28 protein-coding genes, 2 pseudogenes and 2 riboswitches are annotated in these 26,637 nt (G+C 40.1%); of the genes and pseudogenes, 5 read left to right on the top strand and 25 right to left on the bottom strand.

Features of this window, described 5'->3' with window-relative positions; genetic code table 11:
• Positions 1 to 5 precede the first annotated feature (5 nt).
• From ACFVS1_RS07030 to ACFVS1_RS07015, 4 genes are all read right to left on the bottom strand, one after another.
• Entirely contained in the window at positions 6 to 1,421 is a 1,416-nt protein-coding gene (locus tag ACFVS1_RS07030; RefSeq protein WP_387545935.1) for a sensor histidine kinase, read from the bottom strand.
• On the bottom strand, positions 1,418 to 2,104 hold the full coding sequence (locus ACFVS1_RS07025; RefSeq protein WP_352920762.1) for a response regulator transcription factor: 687 nt from the start codon (positions 2,102 to 2,104) through the stop codon (positions 1,418 to 1,420). Before ACFVS1_RS07025 ends, ACFVS1_RS07030 begins: the two co-directional genes overlap by 4 nt.
• Positions 2,105 to 2,109: 5 nt before the next feature.
• Entirely contained in the window at positions 2,110 to 3,072 is a 963-nt protein-coding gene (locus ACFVS1_RS07020; protein WP_352920760.1) for a YncE family protein, read from the bottom strand.
• A gap of 105 nt (positions 3,073 to 3,177) precedes the next feature.
• Positions 3,178 to 3,444, bottom strand: a complete 267-nt coding sequence (locus ACFVS1_RS07015) for a hypothetical protein (protein WP_352920758.1) — start codon at positions 3,442 to 3,444, stop codon at positions 3,178 to 3,180.
• A gap of 109 nt (positions 3,445 to 3,553) precedes the next feature.
• Here ACFVS1_RS07015 and ACFVS1_RS07010 point away from each other — a divergent pair, with 109 nt between their 5' ends.
• Positions 3,554 to 3,796: a DNA alkylation repair protein gene (locus ACFVS1_RS07010; protein ID WP_352920756.1), complete on the top strand. Its 243-nt coding sequence runs from the start codon at positions 3,554 to 3,556 to the stop codon at positions 3,794 to 3,796.
• Between the two features lie 57 nt (positions 3,797 to 3,853).
• Here the strand turns inward: ACFVS1_RS07010 and ACFVS1_RS07005 are convergent.
• The 7 genes and pseudogenes from ACFVS1_RS07005 to ACFVS1_RS06975 all read right to left on the bottom strand — a co-directional run.
• A pseudogene (locus ACFVS1_RS07005) lies at positions 3,854 to 4,000 on the bottom strand (DUF2188 domain-containing protein); the annotation flags it as partial.
• 65 nt (positions 4,001 to 4,065) lie between these two features.
• Entirely contained in the window at positions 4,066 to 4,992 is a 927-nt protein-coding gene (locus ACFVS1_RS07000) for a CobW family GTP-binding protein (protein WP_352920754.1), read from the bottom strand.
• A 429-nt stretch (positions 4,993 to 5,421) separates the two neighbouring features.
• On the bottom strand, positions 5,422 to 5,955 hold the full coding sequence (locus ACFVS1_RS06995; RefSeq protein WP_352920753.1) for a cupin domain-containing protein: 534 nt from the start codon (positions 5,953 to 5,955) through the stop codon (positions 5,422 to 5,424).
• A gap of 24 nt (positions 5,956 to 5,979) precedes the next feature.
• The gene (locus tag ACFVS1_RS06990; RefSeq protein ID WP_387545931.1) at positions 5,980 to 6,609 is read right to left on the bottom strand and encodes a methylthioribulose 1-phosphate dehydratase; all 630 of its coding nucleotides are present in this window, start codon (positions 6,607 to 6,609) and stop codon (positions 5,980 to 5,982) included.
• The gene (locus ACFVS1_RS06985; protein WP_352920749.1) at positions 6,606 to 7,265 is read right to left on the bottom strand and encodes a 2-hydroxy-3-keto-5-methylthiopentenyl-1-phosphate phosphatase; all 660 of its coding nucleotides are present in this window, start codon (positions 7,263 to 7,265) and stop codon (positions 6,606 to 6,608) included. The genes ACFVS1_RS06990 and ACFVS1_RS06985 overlap by 4 nt, the downstream gene beginning before the upstream one ends.
• 6 nt (positions 7,266 to 7,271) lie before the next feature.
• Positions 7,272 to 8,504, bottom strand: coding sequence for a 2,3-diketo-5-methylthiopentyl-1-phosphate enolase (gene mtnW / locus ACFVS1_RS06980; RefSeq protein ID WP_352920747.1), 1,233 nt, complete (start codon positions 8,502 to 8,504; stop codon positions 7,272 to 7,274).
• Between the two features lie 105 nt (positions 8,505 to 8,609).
• A riboswitch (SAM riboswitch) is annotated at positions 8,610 to 8,763 on the bottom strand.
• Between the two features lie 131 nt (positions 8,764 to 8,894).
• A complete protein-coding gene (locus tag ACFVS1_RS06975) occupies positions 8,895 to 10,067 on the bottom strand; it encodes a pyridoxal phosphate-dependent aminotransferase (RefSeq protein WP_387545926.1) in 1,173 nt (390 codons plus the stop codon).
• Between the two features lie 100 nt (positions 10,068 to 10,167).
• On the opposite strand from ACFVS1_RS06975, the gene ACFVS1_RS06970 reads away from it, so the two are divergent.
• The 3 genes from ACFVS1_RS06970 (at position 10,168) to mtnA (ending at position 13,517) form a co-directional block, all read left to right on the top strand.
• Complete coding sequence (locus tag ACFVS1_RS06970) at positions 10,168 to 10,950, top strand: carbon-nitrogen family hydrolase (protein WP_387545924.1); 783 nt, start codon at positions 10,168 to 10,170, stop codon at positions 10,948 to 10,950.
• A 71-nt stretch (positions 10,951 to 11,021) separates the two neighbouring features.
• Positions 11,022 to 11,175: riboswitch (SAM riboswitch) on the top strand.
• Between the two features lie 78 nt (positions 11,176 to 11,253).
• Entirely contained in the window at positions 11,254 to 12,456 is a 1,203-nt protein-coding gene (gene mtnK, locus ACFVS1_RS06965) for an S-methyl-5-thioribose kinase (RefSeq protein WP_387545921.1), read from the top strand.
• 14 nt (positions 12,457 to 12,470) lie between these two features.
• A complete protein-coding gene (mtnA, locus tag ACFVS1_RS06960) occupies positions 12,471 to 13,517 on the top strand; it encodes an S-methyl-5-thioribose-1-phosphate isomerase (RefSeq protein WP_387545919.1) in 1,047 nt (348 codons plus the stop codon).
• Positions 13,518 to 13,608: 91 nt separating this feature from the next.
• Here the strand turns inward: mtnA and ACFVS1_RS06955 are convergent, their stop codons facing one another.
• The 13 genes from ACFVS1_RS06955 to qoxA form a co-directional block, all read right to left on the bottom strand.
• Positions 13,609 to 14,499, bottom strand: a complete 891-nt coding sequence (locus ACFVS1_RS06955) for an LCP family protein (RefSeq protein ID WP_352920737.1) — start codon at positions 14,497 to 14,499, stop codon at positions 13,609 to 13,611.
• Between the two features lie 114 nt (positions 14,500 to 14,613).
• Positions 14,614 to 16,074 carry a lmo1851 family serine protease gene (locus ACFVS1_RS06950; RefSeq protein WP_483878249.1) on the bottom strand — a complete coding sequence of 487 codons (1,461 nt, stop codon included), beginning with the start codon at positions 16,072 to 16,074 and terminating at the stop codon, positions 14,614 to 14,616.
• 274 nt (positions 16,075 to 16,348) lie between these two features.
• Complete coding sequence (gene deoD / locus ACFVS1_RS06945; protein WP_230175687.1) at positions 16,349 to 17,053, bottom strand: purine-nucleoside phosphorylase; 705 nt, start codon at positions 17,051 to 17,053, stop codon at positions 16,349 to 16,351.
• Positions 17,054 to 17,292: 239 nt separating this feature from the next.
• Complete coding sequence (locus tag ACFVS1_RS06940) at positions 17,293 to 17,463, bottom strand: YozD family protein (RefSeq protein WP_064505166.1); 171 nt, start codon at positions 17,461 to 17,463, stop codon at positions 17,293 to 17,295.
• A 180-nt stretch (positions 17,464 to 17,643) separates the two neighbouring features.
• Positions 17,644 to 18,351 carry a hypothetical protein gene (locus tag ACFVS1_RS06935; RefSeq protein ID WP_352920733.1) on the bottom strand — a complete coding sequence of 236 codons (708 nt, stop codon included), beginning with the start codon at positions 18,349 to 18,351 and terminating at the stop codon, positions 17,644 to 17,646.
• A 150-nt stretch (positions 18,352 to 18,501) separates the two neighbouring features.
• Positions 18,502 to 20,268 carry an ATP-binding protein gene (locus ACFVS1_RS06930; protein ID WP_387545913.1) on the bottom strand — a complete coding sequence of 589 codons (1,767 nt, stop codon included), beginning with the start codon at positions 20,266 to 20,268 and terminating at the stop codon, positions 18,502 to 18,504.
• Between the two features lie 14 nt (positions 20,269 to 20,282).
• Positions 20,283 to 20,525, bottom strand: a complete 243-nt coding sequence (locus ACFVS1_RS06925; protein ID WP_101225334.1) for a YozE family protein — start codon at positions 20,523 to 20,525, stop codon at positions 20,283 to 20,285.
• A gap of 463 nt (positions 20,526 to 20,988) precedes the next feature.
• A complete protein-coding gene (locus ACFVS1_RS06920; protein WP_352920874.1) occupies positions 20,989 to 21,129 on the bottom strand; it encodes a YokU family protein in 141 nt (46 codons plus the stop codon).
• Between the two features lie 448 nt (positions 21,130 to 21,577).
• Positions 21,578 to 21,796 (bottom strand): hypothetical protein, encoded by a 219-nt coding sequence (locus ACFVS1_RS06915; protein ID WP_387545911.1) that lies wholly within the window; start codon positions 21,794 to 21,796, stop codon positions 21,578 to 21,580.
• Between the two features lie 136 nt (positions 21,797 to 21,932).
• Positions 21,933 to 22,217 carry a cytochrome aa3 quinol oxidase subunit IV gene (gene qoxD, locus ACFVS1_RS06910; RefSeq protein WP_352920727.1) on the bottom strand — a complete coding sequence of 95 codons (285 nt, stop codon included), beginning with the start codon at positions 22,215 to 22,217 and terminating at the stop codon, positions 21,933 to 21,935.
• 2 nt (positions 22,218 to 22,219) lie between these two features.
• Positions 22,220 to 22,816 (bottom strand): cytochrome aa3 quinol oxidase subunit III, encoded by a 597-nt coding sequence (gene qoxC / locus ACFVS1_RS06905; protein WP_387545908.1) that lies wholly within the window; start codon positions 22,814 to 22,816, stop codon positions 22,220 to 22,222.
• Positions 22,807 to 24,762 carry a cytochrome aa3 quinol oxidase subunit I gene (gene qoxB / locus ACFVS1_RS06900; protein ID WP_387545905.1) on the bottom strand — a complete coding sequence of 652 codons (1,956 nt, stop codon included), beginning with the start codon at positions 24,760 to 24,762 and terminating at the stop codon, positions 22,807 to 22,809. Before qoxB ends, qoxC begins: the two co-directional genes overlap by 10 nt.
• 53 nt (positions 24,763 to 24,815) lie before the next feature.
• The gene (qoxA, locus tag ACFVS1_RS06895; RefSeq protein ID WP_387545903.1) at positions 24,816 to 25,757 is read right to left on the bottom strand and encodes a cytochrome aa3 quinol oxidase subunit II; all 942 of its coding nucleotides are present in this window, start codon (positions 25,755 to 25,757) and stop codon (positions 24,816 to 24,818) included.
• Between the two features lie 96 nt (positions 25,758 to 25,853).
• Between qoxA and ACFVS1_RS06890 the strand changes: the two are divergent.
• A pseudogene (locus ACFVS1_RS06890) lies at positions 25,854 to 26,117 on the top strand (amino acid permease); the annotation flags it as partial.
• 237 nt (positions 26,118 to 26,354) lie between these two features.
• On the opposite strand, the gene ACFVS1_RS06885 reads toward ACFVS1_RS06890, so the two are convergent.
• The gene (locus ACFVS1_RS06885) at positions 26,355 to 26,636 is read right to left on the bottom strand and encodes a YokU family protein (protein WP_387545901.1); all 282 of its coding nucleotides are present in this window, start codon (positions 26,634 to 26,636) and stop codon (positions 26,355 to 26,357) included.
• Position 26,637 lies beyond the last annotated feature (1 nt).

Raw genomic sequence — 26,637 nt, 5'->3', positions numbered from 1 at the left:
CCTTTTTATGAATTCCATTCTTCATTTATAACCGGTAGGATGACCCTGACTTTTGTTCCCCTTTTTTCCTTGCTTTCTATTTCGATTTTACCATTTTGTAATTCCACCAGTTTTTTGACAATGGACAGTCCAAGCCCTGAACCGCCATCAAAACGGCTGCGTGCTTTGTTCACTCGGTAAAAACGATTCATGATATGTGGCAGGTCCGCTTCCGGGATCCCGTTACCCGTGTCAGTAATCAGCAGTTCACAATCATCTTTATGCTGAATTAGAGTAATATGGATCGACCCTCCAGGATCGGTGTACTGAATGGCATTATCAAAAATGTTATGTAGGACCTGTTCCATCCTTCCTTCATCCCCAAAAATAATCGGGTCTGGATCCAGATTCAACTGCAAGTCCAATTGCTTTTCTTTTATTATCGGTTCATATTTCACAAGGACGTCTTCAATGAATTGGGCATAGGCAATCGGGATATTATTTAACAAGAATGGATCATTATCCATTTTTGTTAAGTCCATCAGATCTCCCACAAGCCGCTGCAGCCTAAGGGCCTCCCTTGAAATGAGATGAAGGTATTTCCGTTTTTCTTCATCATTTTTTACGACACCATCCAATATGGCCTGCGTGTATCCCTTTACGTAACTAAGCGGGGTTCTGAGCTCGTGTGCTACATTTTCTAGAAATTCTTTTTTTCTCTCTTCTTCCATATGGATGGAATTGGCCATATCATTAAAGGCTATTGCCAGTTTACCTATTTCATCATGGCTCCTTACATGGACCTGTATGTCATAATTCCCCTCTGAAACACGATGGGCTGCAGTCTCGATTTCCTTAATCGGACTGATTAGCCTTTTCAACCATTTTGTAGTAAAAAATATCGCGACAATTAAGAATAATAGGACCGCTGCCAACCATTTTGCAGCAAATTCCTTCAGTAAGACCGTAATGGAATCTACTGGAATATATGTATAGATGATACCTTCGAGGCGATCTTCGTCAATAAGGGGAATGATAGCAGCTACAATGTTCTTTTCAAATCTTTTCTCATATCCCTCTTTTTCAACGGCTTTCCCATCTAAAAGCATTTGCCGTTCTTCTTCAGAAATAAGGGTATCATAATTGATTTCAAAAGGCAGACAGGCACTCAGTTCCCTGGGATTGTTGACGACAAAGACCTCGCTGTCATTCTTGCTGTTAAACCATTCAACTTTTCCCTTGAAGTCATCACTGATTTCACCGCCGGTATAATCCGCCCCCAGCAATGACGCTTCATTGACTAAATCCGTTTTAAGCTTCTCCACATATAGATTTTTATAATAATATTGAGAAAGTGAGTAAGCGAACAGCACAGAAAGGATGATGGCGGTGATGATGGTGAGCCATAATTTAAATGAGAGGGTTTGCCATTTATTGATCATTTCTTTTCCTCTATCTTATAACCGATTCCCCAGACTGTTTGAATGTAATCGGCCGCTCTTAATTTCATTCGTAACGTTTTGATATGGGTATCCACGGTACGTAAAGATCCTCCATATTCCCCGCTCCATACATTTTCAAGCAGTTGTTCACGACTGAGTGCCTGGCTTTTATGACGCATGAGGAATAAAAGCAATTCGAATTCTTTCAAGGTTAAATTGATTGCCTTCCCTTCAACCAAAACCGTTCTGGATTGTAAGTTCAAGCTAATTTTACCAAATCGGACATGGTATTGATTCTCTTCATTCAATGATAATTTCCCTGTCCTTCGCAATACAGCTTCGACCCTTGCGACCAATTCTCCTGGATTGAACGGCTTGACGATATAATCGTCGCCGCCAAGCTTCAGCCCTTTCACCTTATCCCATTCTTCACCTTTCGCACTGACAAATATCACAGGGATCTCCCAATTTTCACGAATTTCTTCACAAACGGAGAAACCGTCCATACCTGGCATCATGATATCCAATAGGATTAAATCCACTTCCTCTGTTTCAACCATCCTTATGGCTTCTTTTCCATTCGCAGCTTGAAGGCATCGATAACCTGAGTTCAGCAAATACATTTCAACTAGATTTCGCATATCTTCTTCATCATCCACGACTAAAATGGTGTAAGCATGCATGTCATCTACTCCCTCAACATCAATTGGAACGGACCTTCGCCGACTTTTATTGTTTTTTTAACATCGACTGTTTCAGCATCCATTACATACACTTCATCACTATCATATCCCGCCACGACCACATCTTCATTGAAGTTCGCCATTTCAAAGGGGTTGACGCCGACCACTTTGCTTTTCACTTCCTCATATTGATCATTCAATTTATATAAGGAGCTTGTACCATGACTAAGGACAAATATGCCTTCAGCATTCTCAAGGAACTTTATCGGCATGGTGGGGGCCTTCAGCTTCTTCTTCAACTCTCCTGTTTTTGCCGAATAAATATATAGATCTTCTTCCACTTGGTCCCCATCACCGTGTCCTCCGATCCATATTTCATCCTTTTCTTCCCTTAATAATGTGCCAGTGCTGGAACTATGTACGGGAAATTCGAAATCGACCTTTCTCGTTTCAAGATTAATTACTGAACATTTGGTATCACCAAAATTAATCACATACAAACGATTCGCTTGCTCTCCTTGAAGAACGGTCAAGGGGCTTTTACCTACCTTGACAATATCCTGTTCCTCCCCATCCGCATTTAAAAAATAAATGGAATGATTCGCTTGATTGACCGCCACGATGCTTTTTCCATCACGTAACAACTGCATATTGACGATTCCTTTCCCAATTTCCCAACTGTTTATCAGTTTTCCTGCCGATAATGAGTAAACTTGGACTTTTTTCATCTCTTTTCCATAAAGCAGGATAGTATCTTTGTCTGCCAGTAGCAGGGCTCCGGTAAATGGTTCTGAAATATCCCATTTTGCAAATGGATGATAATTTTCATCTATAAAAGTCAAAGAAGTATCCTTGATATTGACCGTCGCCAGGAAAGATTCACTTTTATTGATTTTAGTAAATGCATGACCGCTATTACACCCAGTAAGCAGTACGATGGCAAGAAAAAGCCCGATGCCCCACTTCATATTTTAAGCTCCTTATTCATTAAATATCTATTTTTTAAAAATTTTAACAATGATTTGTGAAAAAAGTATGAAGCGGAAAAGAATATTTGCCAACAAGCATCCGTATCATAATCTTTCCAATTCAGTGATATAAAGCGTGGCGATCGCATTTTTCATTTCTTCCGAAAGCGAAGATTCCATCACACGTTTAATGCAGAGGTAAAATTTCTCCAATACTGGTTTTCGGGCACGGGGATGGGCATTTTCATCCAAAAGCTCACGGCGGATGAGTTCCGACAACACTTCCCTACCACCTCCATCGGTCATCTTACGATTGTTCCATATGCTTAAATAAGCCACCAGTAATTCTTCTTGCCTGATATTTTCTTTCATAGTATCCCTTCCATCCATTACTAATTTATACATATTATTGATTAAGTTCGTAAATACTATCTTAATAATACGATCATGCTTTTTAAAATTCAAAAAAGGAGTGAGTACAATGACTCAAGTATACCGTTGTCCGAATTGCCGGACAAATAAATCTCGCTTCAATCTCATTCAGCAAGTAGCAACCCCCGTTAAAAAGGATCCGCAATCCGGTGAGATTGTTGAACAATATTCGAACGATTCCCTTCAGCCGTTCCATCTAGCCTATAATGGTCCTGAAGTTCGGGTGCAATGTGCTGCGTGCGGATTAATCGAAGACGAAAAGACATTTGCCGCCTTTGGAATGCAAGAATAAAAATGGTCAGACCCAGAAATGGGTCTGACCATTTTTTCAATCTTTTCCCACCGACATCTTAGCCCGGTCTATGGCAATTGGAATGGCTTTTCCATCCTCATATCCTTCATCCAATAATGCATTCGCGATTTCTATAGCCTTTTCCCTGACATCTTTATCTAGATTCTTCATCGAATTTGGGTAATCGTTCTTATTCCATGGCATTAATACCGCCTCCTTGATAAGAAAGTCTCCTTATATGATTCCCTTCTTATATGGACGGTAAACGTTTATAGGGCCGCTCTCGCTTCCAAAGCTTTCAATTGACCGATCAACATTTCTTCATCCAACTTTTCCCCGATCATGACGATATTCAATGGCATTTTCATCATTTCATTCATATACATCGGCATTCCGTAGGAGTATTGAAATAAATGGGGGTATTGTGAATGTGTAAAGGAGATGTATCCTTTCATTCTATATACCGTTTCAGGCAGGGACCTAAGCCACTCTTCAAAGTCGGTTTGTGCCACGGCACCTTCAAAGGTATGAACGACTGCAGTTAAATGCAAATGGTCATGTACATTAAGCTTTTGATGACCATTTTGCCGATTTCTTTGCATCCCTTGCAATGATTTTAAGGAAACGTCTGCATACTCCGTCAATAAACATACAGCATCCGTATTCAGTGCCTGTATCGTATATATCAGCTGTGCGGCCTCCATCTCACTTACTAAATCCGCTTTATTCATTAAAATGAAATCGGCATGGTGAATTTGCTCGGCAAGCAGCTGTCGAAGCTGCGGAGACAGTTCCTCGCGATCGCGCCACCTTAATAAATCGACTACCGTGATAATCCCTTTATACTCCAGCCTTTTGGCGAAAATCGGCGACATGATGCCATCCAATACTTCAACTGGATGGGCAGCACCCGTCGTTTCAATATAAACCGCATCCAGGTCATTTTCGGTTAGCAATTCATGAAGCTGAACCTCCAATTTATCTTGAATTGTGCAGCAGATGCACCCGTCAAACAACTCCTTCAGAGGCACTTCATCACCAATGAGTCCGCTGTCAACCGATACACTGCCGAGCTCATTTAAAAGCACGGCCACTTTTCTGCCCGCGTCACTTTCCTGCTTTAATATATTTCGAAGAAGCGTCGTTTTCCCGCTGCCGAGAAAGCCGCCCAATATGTATACTTCGGTTGTATTCATTCTTATCTGCTCCTATAATCCGGTTAAATTCGATTCGGTTAAATTTTATCATACTTATCATACTAACGCACTTGCCGATCCAAATAAAAAAACCAGCCCTTAAGCTGGTTTCAGACATAGACAAATTTGAAGAAAACCGAGTTCGACTGCAAGTTTTTATTTAGAATCGTTACAGTCGATTTGAGAAATTCGCTCTCTTTCCGCCGACTGTCTGCCAAGCCTCCTCGACGCAAGCGTCTGTGGGGTCTAGGCTAGCCAGTTATTCGGCAGGAGTGTCGCAAATTTCTTCAATTCAATAAGGAATACAGTAAAAAAACATTAGGGAATCTGGTCTTGTTTTAAAAAATCATAGTTTCAGGACGATACCATTCCGTTTTCCTTTTCTCGACAAATTGAACCCAGCTCTTAAGCTGGTTTTTTAACATTGATTCATGCTTGGACTTCGTCTTTTTCGTAAATCGGCACCCATCCTGCCGCTGTAACGAAAATGCGGACAGCAACAGTTTTCCTATCCTCTGCAAGCGTGAAATAATGTCTTGTTGATTCTGGAACGCTAATAAGATCTCCTGGATTAAGGCGTACATCAAACCACTGGTTATCTTTGCCTTCAATGGCAAAGATACTCGTTCCGCCCGCTATGAAACGCACTTCATCATCTTCATGGTGATGTTCCTGCTTAAAGTTTTCAAGCATTTGATCCAAGTTCGGATTCGCATCGGATAATGTGATGATATCATGCGCTTTATAACCTCTTCTTTCCGAGATTTCCGTTATCTCTGATTGGAATGCTACAAGGATTTCCTCCTTGTCAGCATCTGTTAAATCGTATTTTTCCACGAGATGGGCCGGTAATTTAGAAATGTCCCATTGCTCATAAATAACCCCTTGTGTTTCTAAAAATTCTTTTACCTGTTCACCGTTTTCAATAACCTCGTTTGTTTCATGGAATCTGATTGTCGCCATCATTCATTCCTCCTCTATGAGTGTTTATCTTAAAGAACCTGCAAACGCCTTTTGTTGATTAAGCAACATTTGATATTGAAATAAAAATTCGCAAGCTTCAAGTATTCTCTTTGCTTCGAGTCCGCTTTTACCCCAAACCGTAATACCATGATTGCGGATCAGCACGGCGCCAGAGTCTTCTTCGACATGTGACTCGAACTTATCGGATAACAGCGGAATGTCAGCATGATTATATATGATAGGGATCCGAAGTTCCGAATCCTCATCCCACCGACCGGTCGCTTTAATGATTTCATGATTACGAAAAGAAACTTGGCCTTCATCTCCGTACAATTCGGATATCACATTATTTTCAACTGTATGGACATGGAGTACACAGTTCGCATTCGTTTTCCGGTAAATGACTGTATGAAGTAAAGTTTCGGCCGATGGTCTTAGGTTCGTTTCTTCAACTGGCTTTCCTTTTAAATCCACCAGTAAAAAGTCCGAATCCGATTGTTTCCTTTTATCCTTACCGCTTGCCGTAATATAAAAGAAAGGGCTTTTGGGCTCCCGAATGGACAAATTCCCGCTAGTTCCCATAAACCAATCCCTTTCGGCCAGTTCAACTTTAATATCTGCCAGCTCCTGCCATTCCTTAGAATGAATGTTCATGCTTTAACCGCCTCCTGCTGCTTTAAAATATCAATGACATCAAAAAACGTTTCAAATCCTTGATGTGGAATCCCTTCCCTATCGCATTTTTCAAGCAGTATGTCACGGGCTATGACAAAATCGGCCTGTTTGGCAGCTTCAAAATCCGTTACTGAATCTCCAATTACGAATGTAAAATCTTCTGCACCCGCTATTTCCCTCATAATGGATGGCTTGCAGCAACCGCAATCATTATTACATTGATCATCACAAGCATGTGGCCACTCAATATAAATCTTTTCCTTATCAAAAAATGCATGGTTGCAATAAACGGACTCTGTTGGCAAGATATCATTTAAAAGCGGTGCAATGAAAAAATCCATGCCTCCGCTTACAATATATAAAGGGATGTTAACTTGTTTCGTATACTCAACGAATTCATTAAACCCTGGACGAATGCCAGCCGTCTTTCTTACATATTGGATGATGTCATCCTTCAAGCCGCTATCAAGCAGGGAAAACATATCCCCTACTCCTGAAGATATACTGATTTTTTGCTGAAGGACACCGTCTTTCAACGCTTCCCATTCCGGAGGCGCAAATTTCTTCATGATGGAAATGATATTATCCGTGTTGGTGATCGTTCCGTCAAAATCACAAAAGATGATCGGTTTCATTATTTCTTATAGGCCTCCCCATAACACAAGAGCTTTTTTTAGTGTTTCATCCTCAGCAGCCGCTTCAGATAGGTCCTTTCCTGCCAGTACGGTTTCCACAGCAGAACGGAAAGCCTTTGCTCCGCCCTCTGCTCCATCAGGATGCCCGTGAATTCCACCTCCGGCATTAATCACACTATCGATTCCAAAGTCCTTGATTAGGTCCGGAACCATGCCCGGATGAATGCCAGCAGAAGGAACAGGGAAGGCTTTTTTCCATGAAAGTTCATCTTTTGTCAGAGCTTCAGCAATCGCCAAGGTCTCCTTTTTTTCAAGTGCGACATTTCCATAAGGGGACGGGAACAAGGATAAATCCGCACCTGATAACCTTACTAATTTACCAAGCAATAATGGATAGCCGACCCCATAAAATGATGAGGCTGCCAATGCCCCGCTATATGCAGGGTGCGCCATGATCGGCAGCTTGATACGATCATGTTCACTCAAGGCCTGCAATACATCCAAACCATATGTATGAACGTTGAACAACAAGGCATCTGCCCCTGCATCAGCCGCTTGCTCTGCCTTATCCAATAATTCGAATGTTTTCCCTGATAGATTGACAGCATATAAAGTACGGTGGCCAGTGGTTTCATAGACATCATTCAATATTCTTTTTCCCGTTCTTATTCTATCGAAAAATGGAGTCAGTTCCTGGTCGAAGAGGATCTCATCATCTTTAACTAGGTCGACACCTCCTAATGCTTGTTGCCTCAATTGCTCATTATGGAATGTCAGGTCTCTTCCTAATACACCTTTAAAGATACTCATCACCAGAGGCCGGTTAAATACGCCAACCTTTTTCCTAATGCCTTCAATGCCAAATTGCGGCCCGGGAAAGGCTTTTTGAATATCGCCGACAAAATCCAAGTCGATAAGTTTTATTTCTCCGTCCAATGAAAGTTTGCCGAAGACCGTCGTGAGGATTGCAGGTAAATCATTGGAGAAATTCCTTGCCGGATAGGCAATTTTAATAAGCGACCGGTATATTTTACGATTAAAGTAGCTGTTTGCCCTCTCTTCTTCAGAAAGCGGTGTCACCGATACGACGCGTCCCTTATGTTTTTCCAGTTGTTTCTGGACCAAATGGGGCAGGTCCGTCCATGTCCCGACAGTCAATCCTAAGGCAATGCTCTCTGCTTTTTTCTCATGATTTCCCTTAGAATCATGAATTAAATAAGTAGCGACTATCTCGCTCATTTGATCACTCCTATATCACGTTAGTAAACTCTCGATGTCATTAACCTGAAATGGTCTCAAAATGGCAAAAGCCCCTTCATAAAGAAGAGGCTTTAAAAAGCCATCTTCTTATCTCCCAGCCATTGGCTGCAAGAATTAGCACCGTGCCTTGTGGATTTCAAGAAAAATCCGGCGAAGAATTCCGCCCCATTTTACAATGGAATTACGGTCGGTTGCTGGGCTTCATAGGGCTAGTCCCTCCACCTGCTCAAAATAAGAAAACGCTGATATATATATTTGCATCCAAGTATCGAAAGATTAAGAATTTATTTTGTATTCTGACAGGTAATTCCTACTTTGTCAATAAGTTTTAACTATTTTAGGGTGAATTAATCGGATTTATCATTGTGGTTAAAATATATTTAATCTACTTATCCGTTCTACAGCCTCTTTCAGCCGTTCTTCCGAAGTCAGCAGCCCTACCCTGACGTATCCTTCGCCAAATTCACCAAATCCATTCCCTGCAGCAACAGCAACATGTGCACGCGTTAATAAATAGTCTGCAAAAGTCTCGGACGTAAAACCTTTAGGTACCTTGAGCCAGGCAAAAAATGATGCCGCAGGAGCTTTGACATCCCAGCCGATTGCCCTCAATCCCTCTATGAAAACATTCCTTCGCCCTTCGTACATCTGCACTAACTGCTCTACACAGGTTTGCGAGTCAAGCAAAGCGCTTGCCGCAGCTTCTTGTATCGCCGGGAAGAGACTCACATAAAGATGGTCTTGTAATAGTTCAAGAGCTTCTATGACACTCTTATTCCCCACTGCGAATCCGACTCTCCACCCTGCCATATTGTATGTTTTCGATAGTGTGTATATTTCTATTCCTATTTCCTTCGCTCCCTCTGACTGGAGAAAGCTTATTGGTTTTTTTCCGTCGAATCCTATCGCCCCATACGCGAAGTCGTGGACCACACAAATTGAATGCTCTTTTGCAAAAGAGACGGTCTCATCAAAGAAACTTTCAGTTGCAGAAGCACCTGTGGGATTGTTCGGATAGTTCAAGAACATCATTTTGGCTTTATCAAGCACTTCTTTATGTATGTCACTGTATTTTGGAAGAAAATCATTTTCTTCTGTCAAGGGCATGAATTCGGTCTTTGCCTGGGCTAAAACAACACCGGAAAGATAATCCGGATAGCCGGGATCCGGAACAAGGATCGTATCACCCGGATTCAATAAACACTGCGGCAGTTCGACAAGACCTGCCTTTCCCCCGAAGAGAATCGCCACTTCACTTTTCGGATCCAGCTTGACACCGTATTCACGTTCATAAAAGACGGCAGCAGCGTCTTTTAAATATTGATGCCCCCGGAATGGCGAATATTTATGATTAATTGTTTTTTCGGCCGCAGACTGCAAACTTTTCACGATATGGTCCGGTGTCGGCTGATCAGGGTTTCCCTGGCCTAAATTAATGACATCATGTCCTTGCTCCGTGATGGCATTGACTTTTGCGACAAGTGAGGCAAAAAACTGCTTGGGCAGGTCCTGAAGCTGTCCGGATTTTTCGAATTGCACCATTTATACACCTTCTCTGAAATTTCTTGAAATTCTAGTCACAAATGATATATGTTTATCATAGTCTTGTAAAGTATTTTTTACCATGTGGGGGTTTTAAACGATGAATTGGAAAATAGCTTGTATACAAATGGATATAGCATTCGGGCAACCTGATATCAATTTTCAGGTTGCGGAACAATGGTTGGAAAAAGCAGCACGGTCAGAACCTGATATCATCATTTTACCAGAGCTTTGGACAACCGGATACGACTTAAGCAGGTTAAATGAGATTGCTGATCAAGAGGCGGAAAAAACGATTGAATTTCTTAAAACACAGGCAAGGAAACACGAGATTCATATCGTAGGCGGTTCCATTGCGAAAAAAACGAGCAAGGGAATCTATAACACCATGATAATCATCGATAAACAGGGAAATCTCATAAAAGAATATGATAAGCTTCACTTATTTCAATTAATGGATGAACATCATTTCCTGAAGCCAGGAGAAAAAGATGGTTTATTTACTCTTGATGAAAAAATATGTGCTGGTTTCATTTGTTATGACATCCGTTTCCCTGAATGGCAGCGAGCCCATACCGCTAAAGGCGCCGAAGTTCTCTTCGTTACGGCTGAATGGCCAAAGCCGAGACTCGATCACTGGAGAGCCTTATTGATTAGCCGTGCCATCGAGAACCAAGCCTATGTTGTAGCCGTTAATCGTTCAGGCTCTGATGTCAATAATATCTTTGCCGGGCATTCCTTGATTATTGATCCTTGGGGGAATATCATAAGTGAAGCCGGAGAAGGAAATGAACTCCTGACAGGCACCTTGGACTTCAATAAAGTTACGGAAGCACGTAACAAAATACCTGTATTCGAAGATCGCCGTCCTGATTTTTATTAATTTACCCATTGACAAACTATTTAAAAAGTTGATATTATTTTCCCGAAGATTAAAATTTCAGAAAACATTTACTCTTATCAAGAGCAGGCTGAGGGATAAAGGCCCTATGAAGCCCAGCAACCGACTGTAATACCATTGCGAAATGGGGCGGATTCACCGCCGGATTATAAAATCCACAGAGCACGGTGCTAATTCCACCAGAATTCATATTCTGGAAGATAAGAGGTCCGAAGCCAAAACTTCTGCCTCTTTCTATATGAAAGAGGCTTTTTTATTCTTATTTTGAATCCGGAGGGGAAAAGAATGACTCAAAACCATTCAAATTTTAAGAGATTGACAAACGAAACAGCTGTAACCCTTGCAAAAAAACTTGGGTTGGTCAATGCGGATGCAAGTTTAACATGTAAAGAAATCGGCGATGGAAACTTAAATTATGTTTTTCATATTACAGACACAGTCACAAATAAAGGAATTATAATTAAACAAGCGGTCCCTTATGCCAAGGTGCTTGGCGAGAGCTGGCCGCTGACATTGAAAAGAGCTGCCATAGAAGCGAATGCGCTGATTCATTTCAGAAGTTATTGCCCAGAATTCGTACCGCAAGTCTATTATTCTGATGAACAGCTTGCCATCACGGTCATGGAGGATTTATCGCACTTGAAAATCGTTAGAACAGGATTGATCGAAGGAGATTCATATCCATTGCTTTCACAGCATATTGGTGAATATGTGGCGAAAACGGCATTTTATACATCCGATTATCATTTAGAACCCTCTGCGAAAAAGGAAGTGGCCCGACATTTCACGAATCCCGAACTCTGCAAAATCACTGAAGTCTTTATTTTCACGGATCCATTTTTTGAGGAACTCCCGGGAGATTTCGAGGTGGAATTGACTGATGCCGCCAAAAATATATGGGATGATAAAGAAGTGATCCTTGAGGTCGCTAAGCTGAAACAAAGCTTCGAAACCGAGCAGGAAGCCTTGCTTCATGGAGATTTACATACTGGAAGTATATTTGCAAGTGCAACTGAAACAAAGGTTATCGATCCGGAATTCGCTTTTTATGGTCCAGTTGGTTTTGACCTAGGTCAATACACCGCCAACCTTCTCTTTCAGGCTATCACACGTAATAGCGCTGGAAAGGAAGAGATTTACACACACCTTCATGAATGTTGGAAGGCCTTTGAAGAAACTTATTCCGAATTATGGGATGGCCAAAATAAAAGCCCATTTCGCCATGTGAAAGGTTATCTGCCTTATTTACTGACAAAATTCAAAAAAGATGCATTCGGCTTTGCTGGCTGTGAACTGATTCGGCGAACCATCGGACTTTCCCATGTTGCCGATTTAAATATCATTGAAGATAAAGAAACAAGGATCGCTGCCAAAACGGCAACATTGGAAATTGGTGCTTTTTTAATTAAAAACCGGGGAAAATTGGATGTTCCAGCTGTCATTGAAGCGTTGAAGCAACGTACATTGCCATCTTATTCAACCATTTAAAAGGAGACCTGCACATGACAACACTAGCACCATTACCTTATTCGGTACAATGGGATGATACCCATATTACCTTATTAAATCAACAAGCCCTTCCTTCCATAACTGAATTTATTGAACTTCATTCTGTTGATGATGTATATGACAGCATTTTGACATTAAAAGTTCGCGGAGCCCCAGCAATTGGACTGACTGCAGCATTTGGTGTTGCACTTGGTGCGAAACAGGAAACAACCGCTGAATTAGCGGAATTCAAGAAAAATGTAGCGAGGCATATTGAAAAACTCGCCTCTTCACGGCCAACTGCTGTCAACCTTTTTTGGGCGTTAAGGAGGATGGAAAATACTCTGCAAGCTGCGCAAAGCATTTCAACTGCCAAGGAAGCACTTGTATCGGAGGCTAAAACCATCTTTGCTGAAGATGAAGAAATGTGCAGGAAAATCGGGGAACATGGTTTATCCTTATTCGCTAGAGGAGATTCCATTCTAACGCATTGCAACGCTGGGGGAATCGCCACGGCTCGATATGGCACAGCCTTGGCTCCCTTCCACCTGGCTAAAGAAAAAGACTTTCCGCTAAAAGTGTATGCATGTGAAACAAGGCCTGTCCTGCAAGGAGCGCGTTTGACTGCCTGGGAATTGATGCAAGCGGGGGTTGATGTCACATTAATTTCTGATAATATGGCTGCCCATACGATTCACCAGAAAGGCATAAATGGAATCATTGTCGGTGCCGACAGAATTGCGGCTAATGGAGATACAGCCAATAAAATCGGGACATTGGGATTGGCCATATTAGCCAAGCACTTTGGTATCCCTTTTTACGTGGCCGCTCCATCAACCACATTCGACCTTACTCTCGAGTCCGGCACTTCCATCCCGATCGAAGAACGCAATGAAGCGGAAATCACCTTCATTCAAGGTGTTAGGGTCGCTCCCGAAAACGTGAAGACTTTCAATCCAGCCTTTGACGTTACACCGAATCATCTAATTACAAGCATCATTACCGAAAATGGCATTATAACACCGGATTTCATTAAGAACATTCCGCTTTTCGTTAAATGATCCAGGTTGCTTTATTGATGACAAAAAACGAGAAGGATTTCGTATCCTTCTCGTTTTTGTGATTATTCTTGCGAGGTCCATAATACAATTTTTATTTTTTTGAAAAGAACTCCTGAAGTGCCTTCTTATTTTTAGTGTAGTCCATTTCCAAAACGGCTCCGGACTGGGGATATATTTCATCGTTAAAGCTTCCTTCCACTGGAACCCTTAAGGTTTCGACGGTGTCCGGTGTATGGAAGACGGCTTTTGGACCCATTTCCATTATTGTTTTCAGTCCAATATCTGTATCCAAGTATGAGAGTCCTTGTTCGATTATACTAGGAAGGGCTGCCATCCCTTCGAAGGATGAGATTTGATTTATAAACGCTGTTTTTAATTGAACCATTACTTCTTGTTGACGCTCAACCCTTCCAAAATCACTTTCATCGTCATGTCTAAAACGGACATATTTCAAGATTTCCTCCCCATGTAAAACATTTTTACCGACGCTTGCTTGAATGCTCATATCATCAATGATTTCCTGGTCCACATTCACCGCTACTCCCTCAGGTGCAAGTAAATCGACCATCTTCACGAATCCCTGGAAGTCAATTACTGCTACATGATCTACCTTGACATCGAAATTTTCCTGTATGGTTTTCTTGAGAAGTTCCCTTCCACCATAATAATAAGCTGCATTTATTTTGTTATATCCTGATTTAATCCCAGGGATTTTAACATAACTATCACGCATTATCGAAGCCAGCTTCAGTTTTTCCTGCTCAGGAAAATATTTTGCCAGTATAATCGCATCTGATCGAGACTTTTCCTCTCCCCTTGTATCAACACCAATTAATAGAAATGTTTTCACGCTTTCCTGGTTCTCTTCTTTGGTTAGTTTTTTTTCCGTACCTGCATTTCCATTTTGTTTGGGTAAAGGGGCATAAGTGCAACCTGCCAGAATCAAGATCAATAGATATATGAACAATACCTTTTCTTTCATTACCTCACCTCATCGGAAAATTACCCCTATTCTCTGTCTAATATTGGAATAATATGCACTAAACGACAAAAAAAGCCTGCCAACGATAATCGCTGACAGGCTTTTCGGGCAAAATCATTTATTGATTTCTTTCTTTAATACTTCTACCGCCTTTTTCACTTGTGTATCGTTCTTAAGGATTTTCTCCTGGATGACCTGCATCAATTTCACGGTAGTATCATCTTTAATGGTGCCAGTTTCTTTAATTTTTTGTTCCCTTTGGAATGCTGTTACCGCATTCGCGGTTGCTTCATCAAAGATTCCATCTATCTTACCCGGGTCATGGCCTGCTTCCTTCAGCATCTCTTCAGCAGCTTTCACTTCACTCGATGAATCGGATGCTTTCAATTCCTTGTCAGGCGAAATGTACGGAAGGCTAGCATAATCAGGAAGCTTCACAGTAATATCCGGCTTGATTCCTTTTTTATGAATCCAATTGCCTTCAGGTGTCAACCATTTAGCTGCCGTATATTTGAAGTTAGATCCATCTTTAAAGTCTTCGGCAGTCTGCACTGTCCCTTTCCCAAATGACTTGACACCAATCAATGGAATATCCGCAGATTCACTGACAGCCGCTGCAACGATTTCAGATGCACTGGCACTTCCGTCATCAATCAACACGTCAACGGGGATTTTCAGTTCTCCATCATTCTCTGATTTATAGACTTGTTTTTTCCCGCTGCGATCCTCAACTTGAAGGACCACTTCCCCATTAGGTATGAACAGGCTTGCCATTTCTATTGCTTGGTCAAGCAGTCCCCCCGGGTTTCCCCGCAAATCCAATACAAGACCCTTCATATCCTTCTTGGACATTTCTTCAAGCGCCGTTTTCAGCTCTTGGACTGTATGTTCGGAAAAACTGGTCACTTGAATTTTTGCAACTCCATCATCAAGCATTTCCGCATAAACCGTCTCAATCGGAATTGTGTCCCGTTTAATGGTGAGCTCAATCGGTTCCGACTCACCAGCTCTTGAGATGGATAGATCCACTTTCGTACCCTTCTCGCCCCTGATTTTCAGGACAGCTTCAGAAGAGCTTAGCCCTTCAACGCTCTTACCGTCCACACTTAAAATGATATCATTCGGCTTTACCCCTGCTTTTTCTGCTGGGGATCCTTTTATCGGTGAGACGACCATGATTTGTCCATCCTGCTCCTGAATCTCAGCACCGATTCCTTCAAAAGATGAAGAGATGCTTTCATGGAAACTAGATGCTTCCTTTTTATCCATATAAGCAGAGTAGGGATCATCCAATGATTTGATCATTCCATTAATTGCGCCGTCAACCAGCTTTTCTTCATCAACCTCTTCATAATAGTTATCTTTTATCTTATCGTATGTAGTATACAGCTTTTCAAATTCCGAATGCTTATCCGGTGCTAATGACTCTACTTTTTCATCGCCAAAGGTCAAGGCTATTGTAGTAATCCCTGCTGTTAGAAATATGACTAAGAAAATCCCCATAATGAACGTAAACTTCTTTATTTTAATGAATTTCCCTGCCTCTTTTGGCTGTTTTTGATTTTCTTCTTCCACTGAAGCCTCACCACTTTCATTCTTCATGACGATATAAACGATTTCTTTCTATTTTAACAGCTTTCATGACAATCGAAAAATAATTGTTATCAAAATTAACAACTTATGATCATATGTATTATTTACCCTTTCGGAAAAGTTAAATCATAGAGAAAGCTCCATGGACTACAGGGATTCATTGGCATTAAAAAAATGGGGCTACCAAGGAATAACTAACTGTCATCATACAGCTTCACTTATTCCTGGTCACCCGCCTGTCATTTACATCCAATTATCAGTCCTGGATAGCTGCTTCCAATGCCACTTCAACCATTTCGTTAAAGGTTGACTGACGCTCATCCGCCGACGTTTCCTCACCAGTTAAAATGTGATCGGAAATGGTTAACACAGATAATGCTTGGCGGCCAAATTTAGCTGCAAGCGTGTATAGCGCTGCTGATTCCATTTCTATTGCTAGTATTTGGTATTTTGCCCATTTTTCCAAATCACTATTATCATTATAAAACTGATCGGCCGTAAATACATTACCGACCTTCAATTGCAAGCCCTTAGCTGTGCCGGCGTCATAAGCTTTTCTTAGTAATTCGAAATCCGCCGTTGGGGCAAAGTCCACCCCGCCGAAAGTCATGCGGTTCATTTGGGAATCTGTGGAAGCACTCATTGCAAGGATTACATCCCTGACTTTTACGTCCTTCTGAATCGCTCCTGCAGTTCCCACACGAATCAGCTTCTGGACATTATAGCTATTCATCAATTCATTCACGTAAATCGAAATGGATGGGACACCCATGCCTGTACCTTGTACAGAAATTCGTTTCCCTTTATATGTCCCTGTATATCCAAACATGTTACGAACTTCATTATAAAGTTTTGCATCCTCTAAAAATGTTTCAGCAATATATTTTGCACGCAACGGGTCCCCAGGAAGTAAGACCGTTTCCGCAATTTCATTTTCTTTTGCACCAATATGTACGCTCATACCACTATGTCCTCCTTAACTTATTGTTGAAATGATATTCAAAAACTACTATACCATATCAACCACAAGTTAGGAAAATCGAACCTTATCCTAGAACTTGAAAAAGATAAGGAAACTGGAAATCATGAAAAGACTTTGGCACCCTTCCTTAATACCGCAACAAAACGGCGGAGGTCCGCCGTCTTTTTTAAGGTTTATAAAATTAAGGGATAGGAAGCTGTTAACCGTCTTAAGACAGGTTACTCATCGACTTCTTCATCAATTATGCACTTTTCAAGAAGATATTCGAATGTGATGTCAGCAAGATCTTCAACTTCAGCTTCTGTTGGAAGATAGCCCCGTCTTATCAATTCTTGAAAAAAGAATTCCGCTATCTCTTCTGTATCAATAAAAACCTCAATTTCTCGCAAATCATCGCCCCCTTATTTAAAGGTCTATGAATGTGTAGAGACAAATATACCAGTAAGGCATCCCATTATGGAAAATCATTTGAAGGGCCTATATTTATCATGATCCATCCGTGTTCAATTTGAATGGAAGCTTCTATAAGAAATTGGGAAATTACCCCCTAAATAAATGCAGGATACCTTTCACTTCGTTTGCTTCTTTTTATGATCTGGATAAATTTCCTCAGCCGCTTTTTCAATTTTAGCAAGGGCGATCTTCATGATGTGACGATATTCATCATCGCCAAAATGTTCGTAGAGCTTACAATAATCATTATATAAATCCAACAGTCCATCAATCATTTCCTTTTTTTCATTTTTTGTCATTGTCATTTCTCGCTCACCTTTACCAGGGTTGTTTTGTTTAGCAATGATAGCAAGCTCATTTTTCTTCTTAGGAAGTAGCAGACCCAACTTTTTAATGATTCCATCTGCACGTTTAGCATCGGCTATCAAAGTCAGTTCTTCCTCATGCGCTTCAAGCCATTCACCATCAGAGATTCTGGATAACTCATAGATTACATCCTCCCAGGCGTTTTCCTTATAGCGCCAAATTTCCGTTCGATAGCCGATAATCTTGAAATAATCCTGTTCATACCCATCCACCTGGACCAAGTCACCTAATAAATATTTATATTCAATATCGATTTGTTCTTTTTGATAAAGGATTTCACCTTCATATTCATTTATCGATTGCAGTGTTTTTTCGAGATAAAGACCTTCACTATAGTTCACTTCATACACATAAGCACCATCGAGAAATTTCACATCGGTTATATTCCCGACTGTCCCATACATTGTTATTACGACTGTATCGCCTAATTTAAATTTCGGCTGTTTTTTTTTGCCCATAAGAGACATCCCCCAATATGGTCCTTATCGTTTGATTAGTAAATTATATGCACAAACAAACATGGAGGTTAATGGAAAAGAGAGGGCATTTTGCTCATTTAGCTAAGTAACCGGCCCATTTATGAAATAGCACTACAACCAAAAACCGCCTCATTTAATGAGACGGTTCGCAGTGGGAATGATGAGCGTCACTTTCGTTCCTTCGTCGCGGACGCTTTCAATTTGGAATTTCCCTTTTAATTCCTCCATTATCTGAATGCACGTCGCCACACCCAATCCGTTTCCATCCGGTTTGGTGGTATAAAAGGGCATGCCGATATTTTTTAAATTCTCGGGACTGATTCCTTTCCCATTATCGCTGATCACTAATCTTACAAAATGGGACTCGGAAGTATGATGCACTTCAATCTGTCCCCTTGCTTCAAGAGCTTCACAAGAATTATTCATTACATTCAAGAGAACCTGCCTTAATCGGTTCCTGTCTGAATAAACAACGACAGAATGTTCAACTTTATTAATTAGCCTTACATGAGAACTCGGAATTGAAGGGATATAGGTATCTATTATTTCATCAAGGAATACCTTTAAATCGATTTTCTCCCATTCCAGTTGATGCGGTTTTGCTAAATCAAGCAGTTGTGTCACGAATACATTAACCCGATCCACTTCATGGAGCATGACATCACTATATTTTTCTATTAATGTTTTATCATGATCCTGGCTCTTCAATAATTGGAAAAATCCCTTTATTGTCGTCAGCGGGTTCCTGATTTCATGTGCGACACCGGCAGCAAGCTGGCCGACATATTTCAATTTTTCCGTACGGACGATTTCCTTCTCACGATCTTCTATCGTTTCCATCATTCTTAGAAAGGCAAGGTTCAATTTTTCCATTTCCTCGAAGCTTCTTTTGTCGGAAATGATGAATTCCTTTCCTCCAATGAAATCCTCTGTCGCTTCGACAAGTTCTTGGACTGGACGCACAAGGGTCTTTGTTAATAGATAGACAGCCAGAATAATAGAAACAAAAACGATGCTGTAGATTGTCAGATACCGTGTTAAAAGGTCATTCAAAGGCTGAAACACTTGTTTCTTATCTGCACCCACAACAACAAACCATTTATTCTCCGTCTTTGCAATCGTATGGACAGGCTGGATGGAATATATTTTTTCCCCATTCTTTGCACTGTACAGTTCATCCGATAACGAAGCTTCCATCAGTTTACCTTTCGTTAATCCCATTTCTTTCAAGGCAGAATCTTGCATGACTCCATGCGGGTCTTTTTTCGAAATCATGATGCCTTCTTGATTGATCATGAAAAAGTTCACTGGGTATTTATCGCTAACTTCATTAGCCTTTTTCTCCATCATCTCCCAAAGTCCTTCCAATCGGAAAGCTGGAGATACGACACCGATCATATTCCCTGCAGGATCATATACCGGCGCACTCAGAGCTATTATCGGTTCTGAGAAAGCCCGGGTTTTATAAACGTCAGAAAGGAATTCATGACCTTCTATGGCCTCTTTGAACCATATTCTCTGCGCGAGGTTATCTCCGATCATTTTATTGTTTGTATCTGCAATGACATTGCCTTCCATATCCAAATGCAAGACACCGTAATAATTTCCCTTTGCATCGATAATCTTTTTTAGTTCCTCTGACTTCTCTTCTTTTGAATGGCCAGGATTGATGATTACAGAATTTGTGCTCATTAACTTCACATCACTGATCCGTTCGTTCAAATAGCTATATGTTTCATTTACAATATTCAGTGAACCTGCATTCAGGGCGTTTTTTGCTTCCTTCTCAAGGAGGGACCGTTGTGATCCATAGGATATAATTCCCAATATCAGAAGAGGAACACTTGCAATAAGTAATGAATAAAGCAAAATTCGGGCTTGAAGGCTTTTAAGCATCCTTCCGATCCTCCCTATTCCTGATCTCCTAATAAGAGCCCTTCTTCTATTTGGACATACTGTTCCCATGCTTGATCGAATAGTGACATACTATCGAGATAGTCTGCATTCAATTCTAAATAACTGCTCAGTTCATTATAATCAGTCGATTGTTTTGGGAAGCCATGATCCTCATAGGCATGATTGGCAAATTTAGTGATTGCATCAATTTCCTTTGGTTGTCGAAATTTCATTAAATATAAATAAAATGGTCTCATGTTGTTGAGCCCCCCCTAAAATAACTATGATTTCTGCTTTAATATATCGGAAACTTTCGCTTCCGTCCACTTTTTTTAAAATCAATTTGGTTTTTTCTTCCTCATTTTAAGAAATCCACGATTTTTCAACACAAAATGCATTCGTTATATTACGGAATTACACTAAAATATCGTACTCATTCCATATTGATTACATCCTTTTAAAGAATTTTTTTCCTTTAACGACTTAGTTCTTCATGATTCGATAAAGGAAACGAAGTGCTTCAATCTTGTTTAACCTAATGCCCAGGTCCCTTAACAAATACGCTAAGCATGTTCTGACGTGCCGCTTGAAGGATGGCGGAATTTCTTCAAAACCTCATTATCCAATTTACCAGCAGGCTTTCATTTTGCAAAAGGGAAAAATCCCCTTCATCCAAGAAAGAAATAGTGGTTTTCACAGTTCTGTCTAAAATGAGGAGGTTTATTCATTTATGGAAAAGTAATACACCTTACCACTAAAAGTCAAAGTACGTTTCAACAGTCTTTTCATGTTCATTAACTCACTGTACTTCGTTTGTTTTTCAAGCTGTTTCGAATCAATTAAATATAGTTGATTTTCAATTGAGATAAAGGGGTTTCCTTAATTTCAACCGTGGAGCATCGATGACAAAGGCAGGGACGTCGTTTTTTATTGTAAGTATGAGATGTGTGTCTTATCTAAAGAAAACATGCGAAAAGAAGCCAATAGATACACGGTTGTTCCACTGACTCTTTAGTTATTTTGCTAGCACATCTGTTACTTTAATAAGCAAAAAGAACTTAGCTATTCTTTAACTTACTTTTTAAGTGGGTACATATAAATTAAAAGCAAGTACAGAATAATCTCTCTACTTGCCTTTCAATTGAAATCTATTGTTAGTTTTTTTCTATATTATTTATTGCCATTTCACTATCGCCTTACACCTACCCATTTTTTCTCAATGATATTGGGGTTCTTACGATTAGTATGAAGAACATACAACTCACAAGTAGGATTTTCACGATGAAGTTCTTGATAAGCTTTCATTGCATCAGGAGAAATAGGAAATTTCTTTTTGGTACTCTTCCCACCCCTCAAACACCTTTCCATTACTTTTACTTAATGTTTTATTAAACATTTTTTCACCTAGATGGCCACCTGAATCCGCACTTTCAGTGGCTATTTCCCCCAGCAATTCACTTGTATCTGTCCCTAAAGAATCGATTTCTCCGTTAGAAAATGAAAGAATCATTTTACTTTTACCACTCATTAGTTAGATTCCATAGAGTTTATCAGCAGTTATATTGCGATAGGGCATTATAAGCTTTTCGCTATTCATAGCTGATTGTCCCTATTTCAACTTCAATTACTCATCATACGCCTACTGATTCCCGAGCTGTTTCATATCAATAAAAACCCCAGACCATACATAGTATTGTACCGAAGACAGTAATTAGAGCCAGGAATATAGCGCAATATAGAGTCATAAAAATTGATTTGCTATCATCAGTTTCACGAGCATGCATAAACACAACTAGTTGAACAGCCGCTTGTATGAATGCTGTCAATATAAAAATCGTCATTCCTGTTGCTTTTGACATATTGAAAAAGTAAACCAAAAGAGCTACAACCGTCAAAATCAATGAAAATACAAAACCCCATACTTGTTTTGCCGGGAAAAATTCCTTCATGCTTATGTCATTCCTTTCATGTAGATAAAGGTGAAGATGAAGATCCAAACGATATCTAAGAAATGCCAGTATAGAGAGAAAATGAAGGATTTATTGGCTGTTTCAGGTGTCAACCCGCGTTTTTTCACTTGAAGGATAATAAATAACCCCCAGAAAAGTCCTAATGTAACATGTGCTCCATGTGTCCCTAATGTTGTAAAGAGCATCGATGTAAATGCACTAGTTTGAAGTGTAGCTCCTTCGCGATAATAGGTAATGAACTCAGTAATTTCAAATCCTATGAATCCTAATCCAAGAAGGAGAGTGATTACGAAGAATGTCAACATGGCTTTCTTGTTGCCAAGTCTCATGGCATGAATTCCAAGCCCGATGACAAAACTGCTTGTTAAGAGCAAGAATGTTTCAGCAAGTACTGGAGTGATTTCAAAAATTTCTGCTCCAGTAGGACCGTTACCCGTACGATCAACTAATGTAAAATATGATGCAAAGAGTGTTGCAAAAAGCATAATTTCGGCTCCAAGGAAAATCCAGAAGCCTAATATATTTAGACGATTTTGTTCCGTACTATATTCAAGAGGTTGCGAGTGATCTATTTCCATTTATTAACACCCCCAAATTTTGCTTCTGTCTCTTTAATTTCTTCTACAGAAATGTAATGACCATGATCTATTTCGAATGAACGATGAGCCATGCAAACAAAGATACCGATTAACCCAATAATCGCAAGAAACCAGATGCTGAATACTAACGCAAATCCAAAGACAAAGAAGATACAGGACATGATAAACGGTACACCGCTGTTATTGGGCATATGAATTTTTTCATACTCACCCTTGAATAATTCATGACCTTTATATTTAGCATCCCAAAACGTTTCCCTTGAGTTCACTTGTGGAATAATAGCAAAGTTATATTCTGGTACTGGATTATGAGTAGCCCATTCAAGGGAACGTGCATCCCACGGATCATCACCAACATCTTTTGGAGCATGGCGAATGCTATAGTAAATCGTATATACGATTAATACAAAGCTGATTGCCATAAAAGCTGCCCCGATAAACGAAATCATATTCAATGGTCCAAATCCAGTCGATTCAGAGTATGTGTATATACGACGTGCTTGACCATCTAAACCAGTGATATACATAGGGAAGAATGCTAAGCAAAAGCCAATGGTTAAAAACCAGAACGCCCATTTCCCAATCCTTTCATTCAGCATGAAACCAAACATTTTCGGCCAGTAGTATGTTCCGGCACCAAGTACAGCAAATACAACACCCGGAATAATGACATTGTGGAAGTGAGCGACTAAAAACATTGTATTATGGTATTGATAATCCGCCGCTGACATCGCAAGCATAACCCCGGTAACTCCACCGATTGTAAAAAGAGGTATGAAACCTATTGAATAAAGCATAGGTACGGTAAATCGGATTCTACCTTTCCACATCGTGAACAACCAGTTAAAGATCTTGATTCCAGTTGGAATAGCAATTACCATCGTTGTAATCGAGAAAATACTATTAACATATGCTGCTTGCCCCATCGTAAAGAAATGGTGCGTCCAGACGAAGAATGAATATATAGAGATAAATACCATTGAAGCAACCATTGAACGATAGCCATATAGGTTACGTCGCGAAAAGGTTGGGATAATTTCACTAAAAAGACCAAATGCAGGCAAGATTAAGATATATACCTCAGGATGTCCCCAAACCCAGAACAGGTTAGCCCAAAGCATATCCATACCGCCATCAGTTATTGTGAAAAACTTGGTTGCGAATAGTCGATCCATTGTTCCCATGATCAGCGCCACTGTTAATACAGGGAATGCAAAAATGATAATAACGCTTGTGACTAAAGAAGACCATGTAAACATTGGCATTTTCATTAATGTCATACCGGGTGCTCTCATTTTAAGAATAGTCGTCAAAAAGTTAATCCCCGTCATTAATGTACCTATTCCGGCTATTTGAATACCAATCATATAATAATTCGTTCCAACATGCGGGCTAAATTCATTTCCTGCAAGCGGGAAATAAGATGACCACCCTGCATCAGGCGAACCACCAATTACAAACGAGATGTTGAATAGCATCGCACCCATAAAAAATAACCAGAAACTTATGGCGTTTAGACGTGGGAATGCTACATCACGCGCTCCAATTTGTAATGGCACTACGAAATTCATTAAGGCCATAATATATGGCATCGCCATAAAGATAATCATCACAACCCCGTGTGTTGAAAAAATTTCATTATAGTGCTGTGAATCTAATAATTTGTTATCCGGTACGGCAAGTTGCGCACGCATCATCACAGCATCTACCCCACCACGAAATAGCATCAACAAAGCAGATATTAGATACATAATACCTATTCTTTTATGATCGACTGTTGTTAGCCAGCCACTCCATAAATAAAACCATTTTTTAAAGTGGGTTAAACCAACAATGATCAAGAGAACAGTAACACCGATGGCTACCATTGATGAGTAAATGACGGGACTAGGATTAGGTATAAGAAATCTAGAGAAAAAACCCATACTTTTGTGTTTCCTTTCAGAAAATAATATTTTTCTTGAGATAGACTAAGAAATTATTCATGATTGTGTGCTGATTTTTCTTTACTATTACTTGACTTATGATCATGCTCCATATGTTCACCGCTTGAATTCGTGTTAGAGTCACTTGAGCCATGATGATGTCCAGCATTTTCACCTTCTGGAGCTGGTGAAAAGTCTAAATGAGTTCCAGTAAACGTTAACTGTCCCTCATGACCCGGTTTTAATAATTCATTGAATCTTACTTCAGTAATAGGTTTCGCAGTTTCTTTAACTTCCTTTACCCATTCATCAAACTTATCTTGAGACATCGCTTCGACGTGGAACGTATTTTCAGCGAATCCTTTCCCACTAAAGTTTGCATTTCGTCCCATCATTTCCCCTGATTCGTCCGCTGCTAAGTGTAATGTGGTCACCATGTTAGACATGGCATATTTTTGACCGCCAAGTTGTGGAATCCAGAAACTCGTGATAGGCCCGAATGAATAAAGTTTAAATTCAAGTGGTCGATTTGTTGGAATATACAAGTAGTTTACTGTCTCGATATCGTTTTCTGGATAACTAAAATGCCACTTCCAGTCAGATGACGAAGCGTAAATAACTAATGGATCTTGACCTTTGTACCCTTCCGGAGTGGCTTCCACTTTATTATTGGAAATTACAGAAACAACGGAGAAGAAAATGACGATTAAAATTGGCACCCCAACAATAATCGTTTCAACAACATGATTCCCTTCAATGTAGGGTGGTTCATATTCTTTAGGTAGTTTAGAGTCACGGTATTTCGTTAACACAAAGACTAAAATAGCACAAACAACAATAACAATAACCGCCATGATCGCAATTGATAGCCAAATCACATTGGCTTGCGTTTGGGCTTGAGGCCCTTTAGGATCTAAGACCGCTAATGATTCACAGCCAGAAAGCACATTGACTATGGTAGAAAGAATGGCTAATGAAACCCCTTTTGTTTTCATATATTTATCCTTTCTTTTAAGATTTTATTTCTAAGTTATCCCAAAAAATGTTTATTAATAGTGGTAATTTCTCACAATCACTTTTAGAGGGGGGATGAATATGTATTTGTAACGGCATTAGATAAATATCATTTTTCTTTTTTTCCACATGTATTTACTGCAACTATTATCTTAGCTGTTTTTTCAACAATGACCGTTTCATTATTTGGGGTAAAAACACTCCTTGTGACCCTCGCAGATGGCGATGATGCTCCAGCTTTGTTCTCTAAAATGCTAAAAAAGTATAAGGAATTCCCTCTTCCTTCATTTTGTCTAGCAACGATTGGATTAATTGCATCTATTGTCCCTGCGTTGCTGTTACAGCCGCAGGGATCTTAATTTTTGTTTCAATAGGTCTTTTTATTTCTGCTCTTCCTATTTAGAAAATAAAAATTAGTTGTTTTAACGTACTTTTTCATCTACCCTAATACCCAATGAAGAAATTTCCATTAATGCCTTCACCGTTCGAGATGTACACCCTATAGGCCGCACCGCCGGGCGCACAGAAAAACCTCACCAAAAAAGTAGATGAGGCAACTTCTAATTCTAATTATTTTGTTACTTCCCAAAATCAAAATAATTCCGCTTTAACACTCTCTTCATCTTCAGTAACTCGTCATACGTCGTCTGTTTCCCTAACTGTTTCGAATCAATTAAAAATAGTTGATTTTCAATTTCCTTCACTATTTCATCACTTTGAAAAAGCGCATCGCAACTCTCACAATGAGATGAGGGGGTCTCCGTAATTTCAACTGCCCTCGTTCCATCCGGCAGTTCCCAATACACAGTCCCATTTACTGATGCAAGCTTCCCTTTCTCACACCATGGACAAGTTTCCATG

This window comes from Peribacillus sp. NPDC058075 (assembly GCF_042885195.1).
Taxonomy (GTDB): domain Bacteria; phylum Bacillota; class Bacilli; order Bacillales; family DSM-1321; genus Peribacillus.
Note: the sequence above shows the minus strand (reverse complement) of the source record. Positions and strands in the feature narration are given on the sequence as shown.

Bases quoted from the DNA above. Each gene is read 5' to 3' on its own strand.
- qoxA (WP_387545903.1), bottom strand. From the start codon at position 25,757: ATGAAAACAAAAGGGGTTTCATTAGCCATTCTTTCTACCATAGTCAAT.
- deoD (WP_230175687.1), bottom strand. From the start codon at position 17,053: ATGAGCGTACATATTGGTGCAAAAGAAAATGAAATTGCGGAAACGGTC.
- qoxC (WP_387545908.1), bottom strand. From the start codon at position 22,816: ATGGAAATAGATCACTCGCAACCTCTTGAATATAGTACGGAACAAAAT.
- ACFVS1_RS06930 (WP_387545913.1), bottom strand. From the start codon at position 20,268: ATGCTTAAAAGCCTTCAAGCCCGAATTTTGCTTTATTCATTACTTATT.
- ACFVS1_RS07000 (WP_352920754.1), bottom strand. From the start codon at position 4,992: ATGAATACAACCGAAGTATACATATTGGGCGGCTTTCTCGGCAGCGGG.
- ACFVS1_RS06935 (WP_352920733.1), bottom strand. From the start codon at position 18,351: ATGGGCAAAAAAAAACAGCCGAAATTTAAATTAGGCGATACAGTCGTA.
- ACFVS1_RS06915 (WP_387545911.1), bottom strand. From the start codon at position 21,796: ATGAGTGGTAAAAGTAAAATGATTCTTTCATTTTCTAACGGAGAAATC.
- ACFVS1_RS06995 (WP_352920753.1), bottom strand. From the start codon at position 5,955: ATGGCGACAATCAGATTCCATGAAACAAACGAGGTTATTGAAAACGGT.
- ACFVS1_RS06970 (WP_387545924.1), top strand. From the start codon at position 10,168: ATGAATTGGAAAATAGCTTGTATACAAATGGATATAGCATTCGGGCAA.
- ACFVS1_RS07020 (WP_352920760.1), bottom strand. From the start codon at position 3,072: ATGAAGTGGGGCATCGGGCTTTTTCTTGCCATCGTACTGCTTACTGGG.
- mtnW (WP_352920747.1), bottom strand. From the start codon at position 8,504: ATGAGCGAGATAGTCGCTACTTATTTAATTCATGATTCTAAGGGAAAT.
- ACFVS1_RS06990 (WP_387545931.1), bottom strand. From the start codon at position 6,609: ATGAACATTCATTCTAAGGAATGGCAGGAGCTGGCAGATATTAAAGTT.
- ACFVS1_RS07030 (WP_387545935.1), bottom strand. From the start codon at position 1,421: ATGATCAATAAATGGCAAACCCTCTCATTTAAATTATGGCTCACCATC.
- ACFVS1_RS06985 (WP_352920749.1), bottom strand. From the start codon at position 7,265: ATGAAACCGATCATCTTTTGTGATTTTGACGGAACGATCACCAACACG.
- qoxB (WP_387545905.1), bottom strand. From the start codon at position 24,762: ATGGGTTTTTTCTCTAGATTTCTTATACCTAATCCTAGTCCCGTCATT.
- qoxD (WP_352920727.1), bottom strand. From the start codon at position 22,217: ATGAAGGAATTTTTCCCGGCAAAACAAGTATGGGGTTTTGTATTTTCA.
- ACFVS1_RS07010 (WP_352920756.1), top strand. From the start codon at position 3,554: ATGACTCAAGTATACCGTTGTCCGAATTGCCGGACAAATAAATCTCGC.
- ACFVS1_RS06885 (WP_387545901.1), bottom strand. From the start codon at position 26,636: ATGGAAACTTGTCCATGGTGTGAGAAAGGGAAGCTTGCATCAGTAAAT.
- ACFVS1_RS06925 (WP_101225334.1), bottom strand. From the start codon at position 20,525: ATGAGACCATTTTATTTATATTTAATGAAATTTCGACAACCAAAGGAA.
- ACFVS1_RS06955 (WP_352920737.1), bottom strand. From the start codon at position 14,499: ATGAAAGAAAAGGTATTGTTCATATATCTATTGATCTTGATTCTGGCA.
- mtnK (WP_387545921.1), top strand. From the start codon at position 11,254: ATGACTCAAAACCATTCAAATTTTAAGAGATTGACAAACGAAACAGCT.
- ACFVS1_RS07025 (WP_352920762.1), bottom strand. From the start codon at position 2,104: ATGCATGCTTACACCATTTTAGTCGTGGATGATGAAGAAGATATGCGA.
- ACFVS1_RS06975 (WP_387545926.1), bottom strand. From the start codon at position 10,067: ATGGTGCAATTCGAAAAATCCGGACAGCTTCAGGACCTGCCCAAGCAG.
- mtnA (WP_387545919.1), top strand. From the start codon at position 12,471: ATGACAACACTAGCACCATTACCTTATTCGGTACAATGGGATGATACC.
- ACFVS1_RS07015 (WP_352920758.1), bottom strand. From the start codon at position 3,444: ATGAAAGAAAATATCAGGCAAGAAGAATTACTGGTGGCTTATTTAAGC.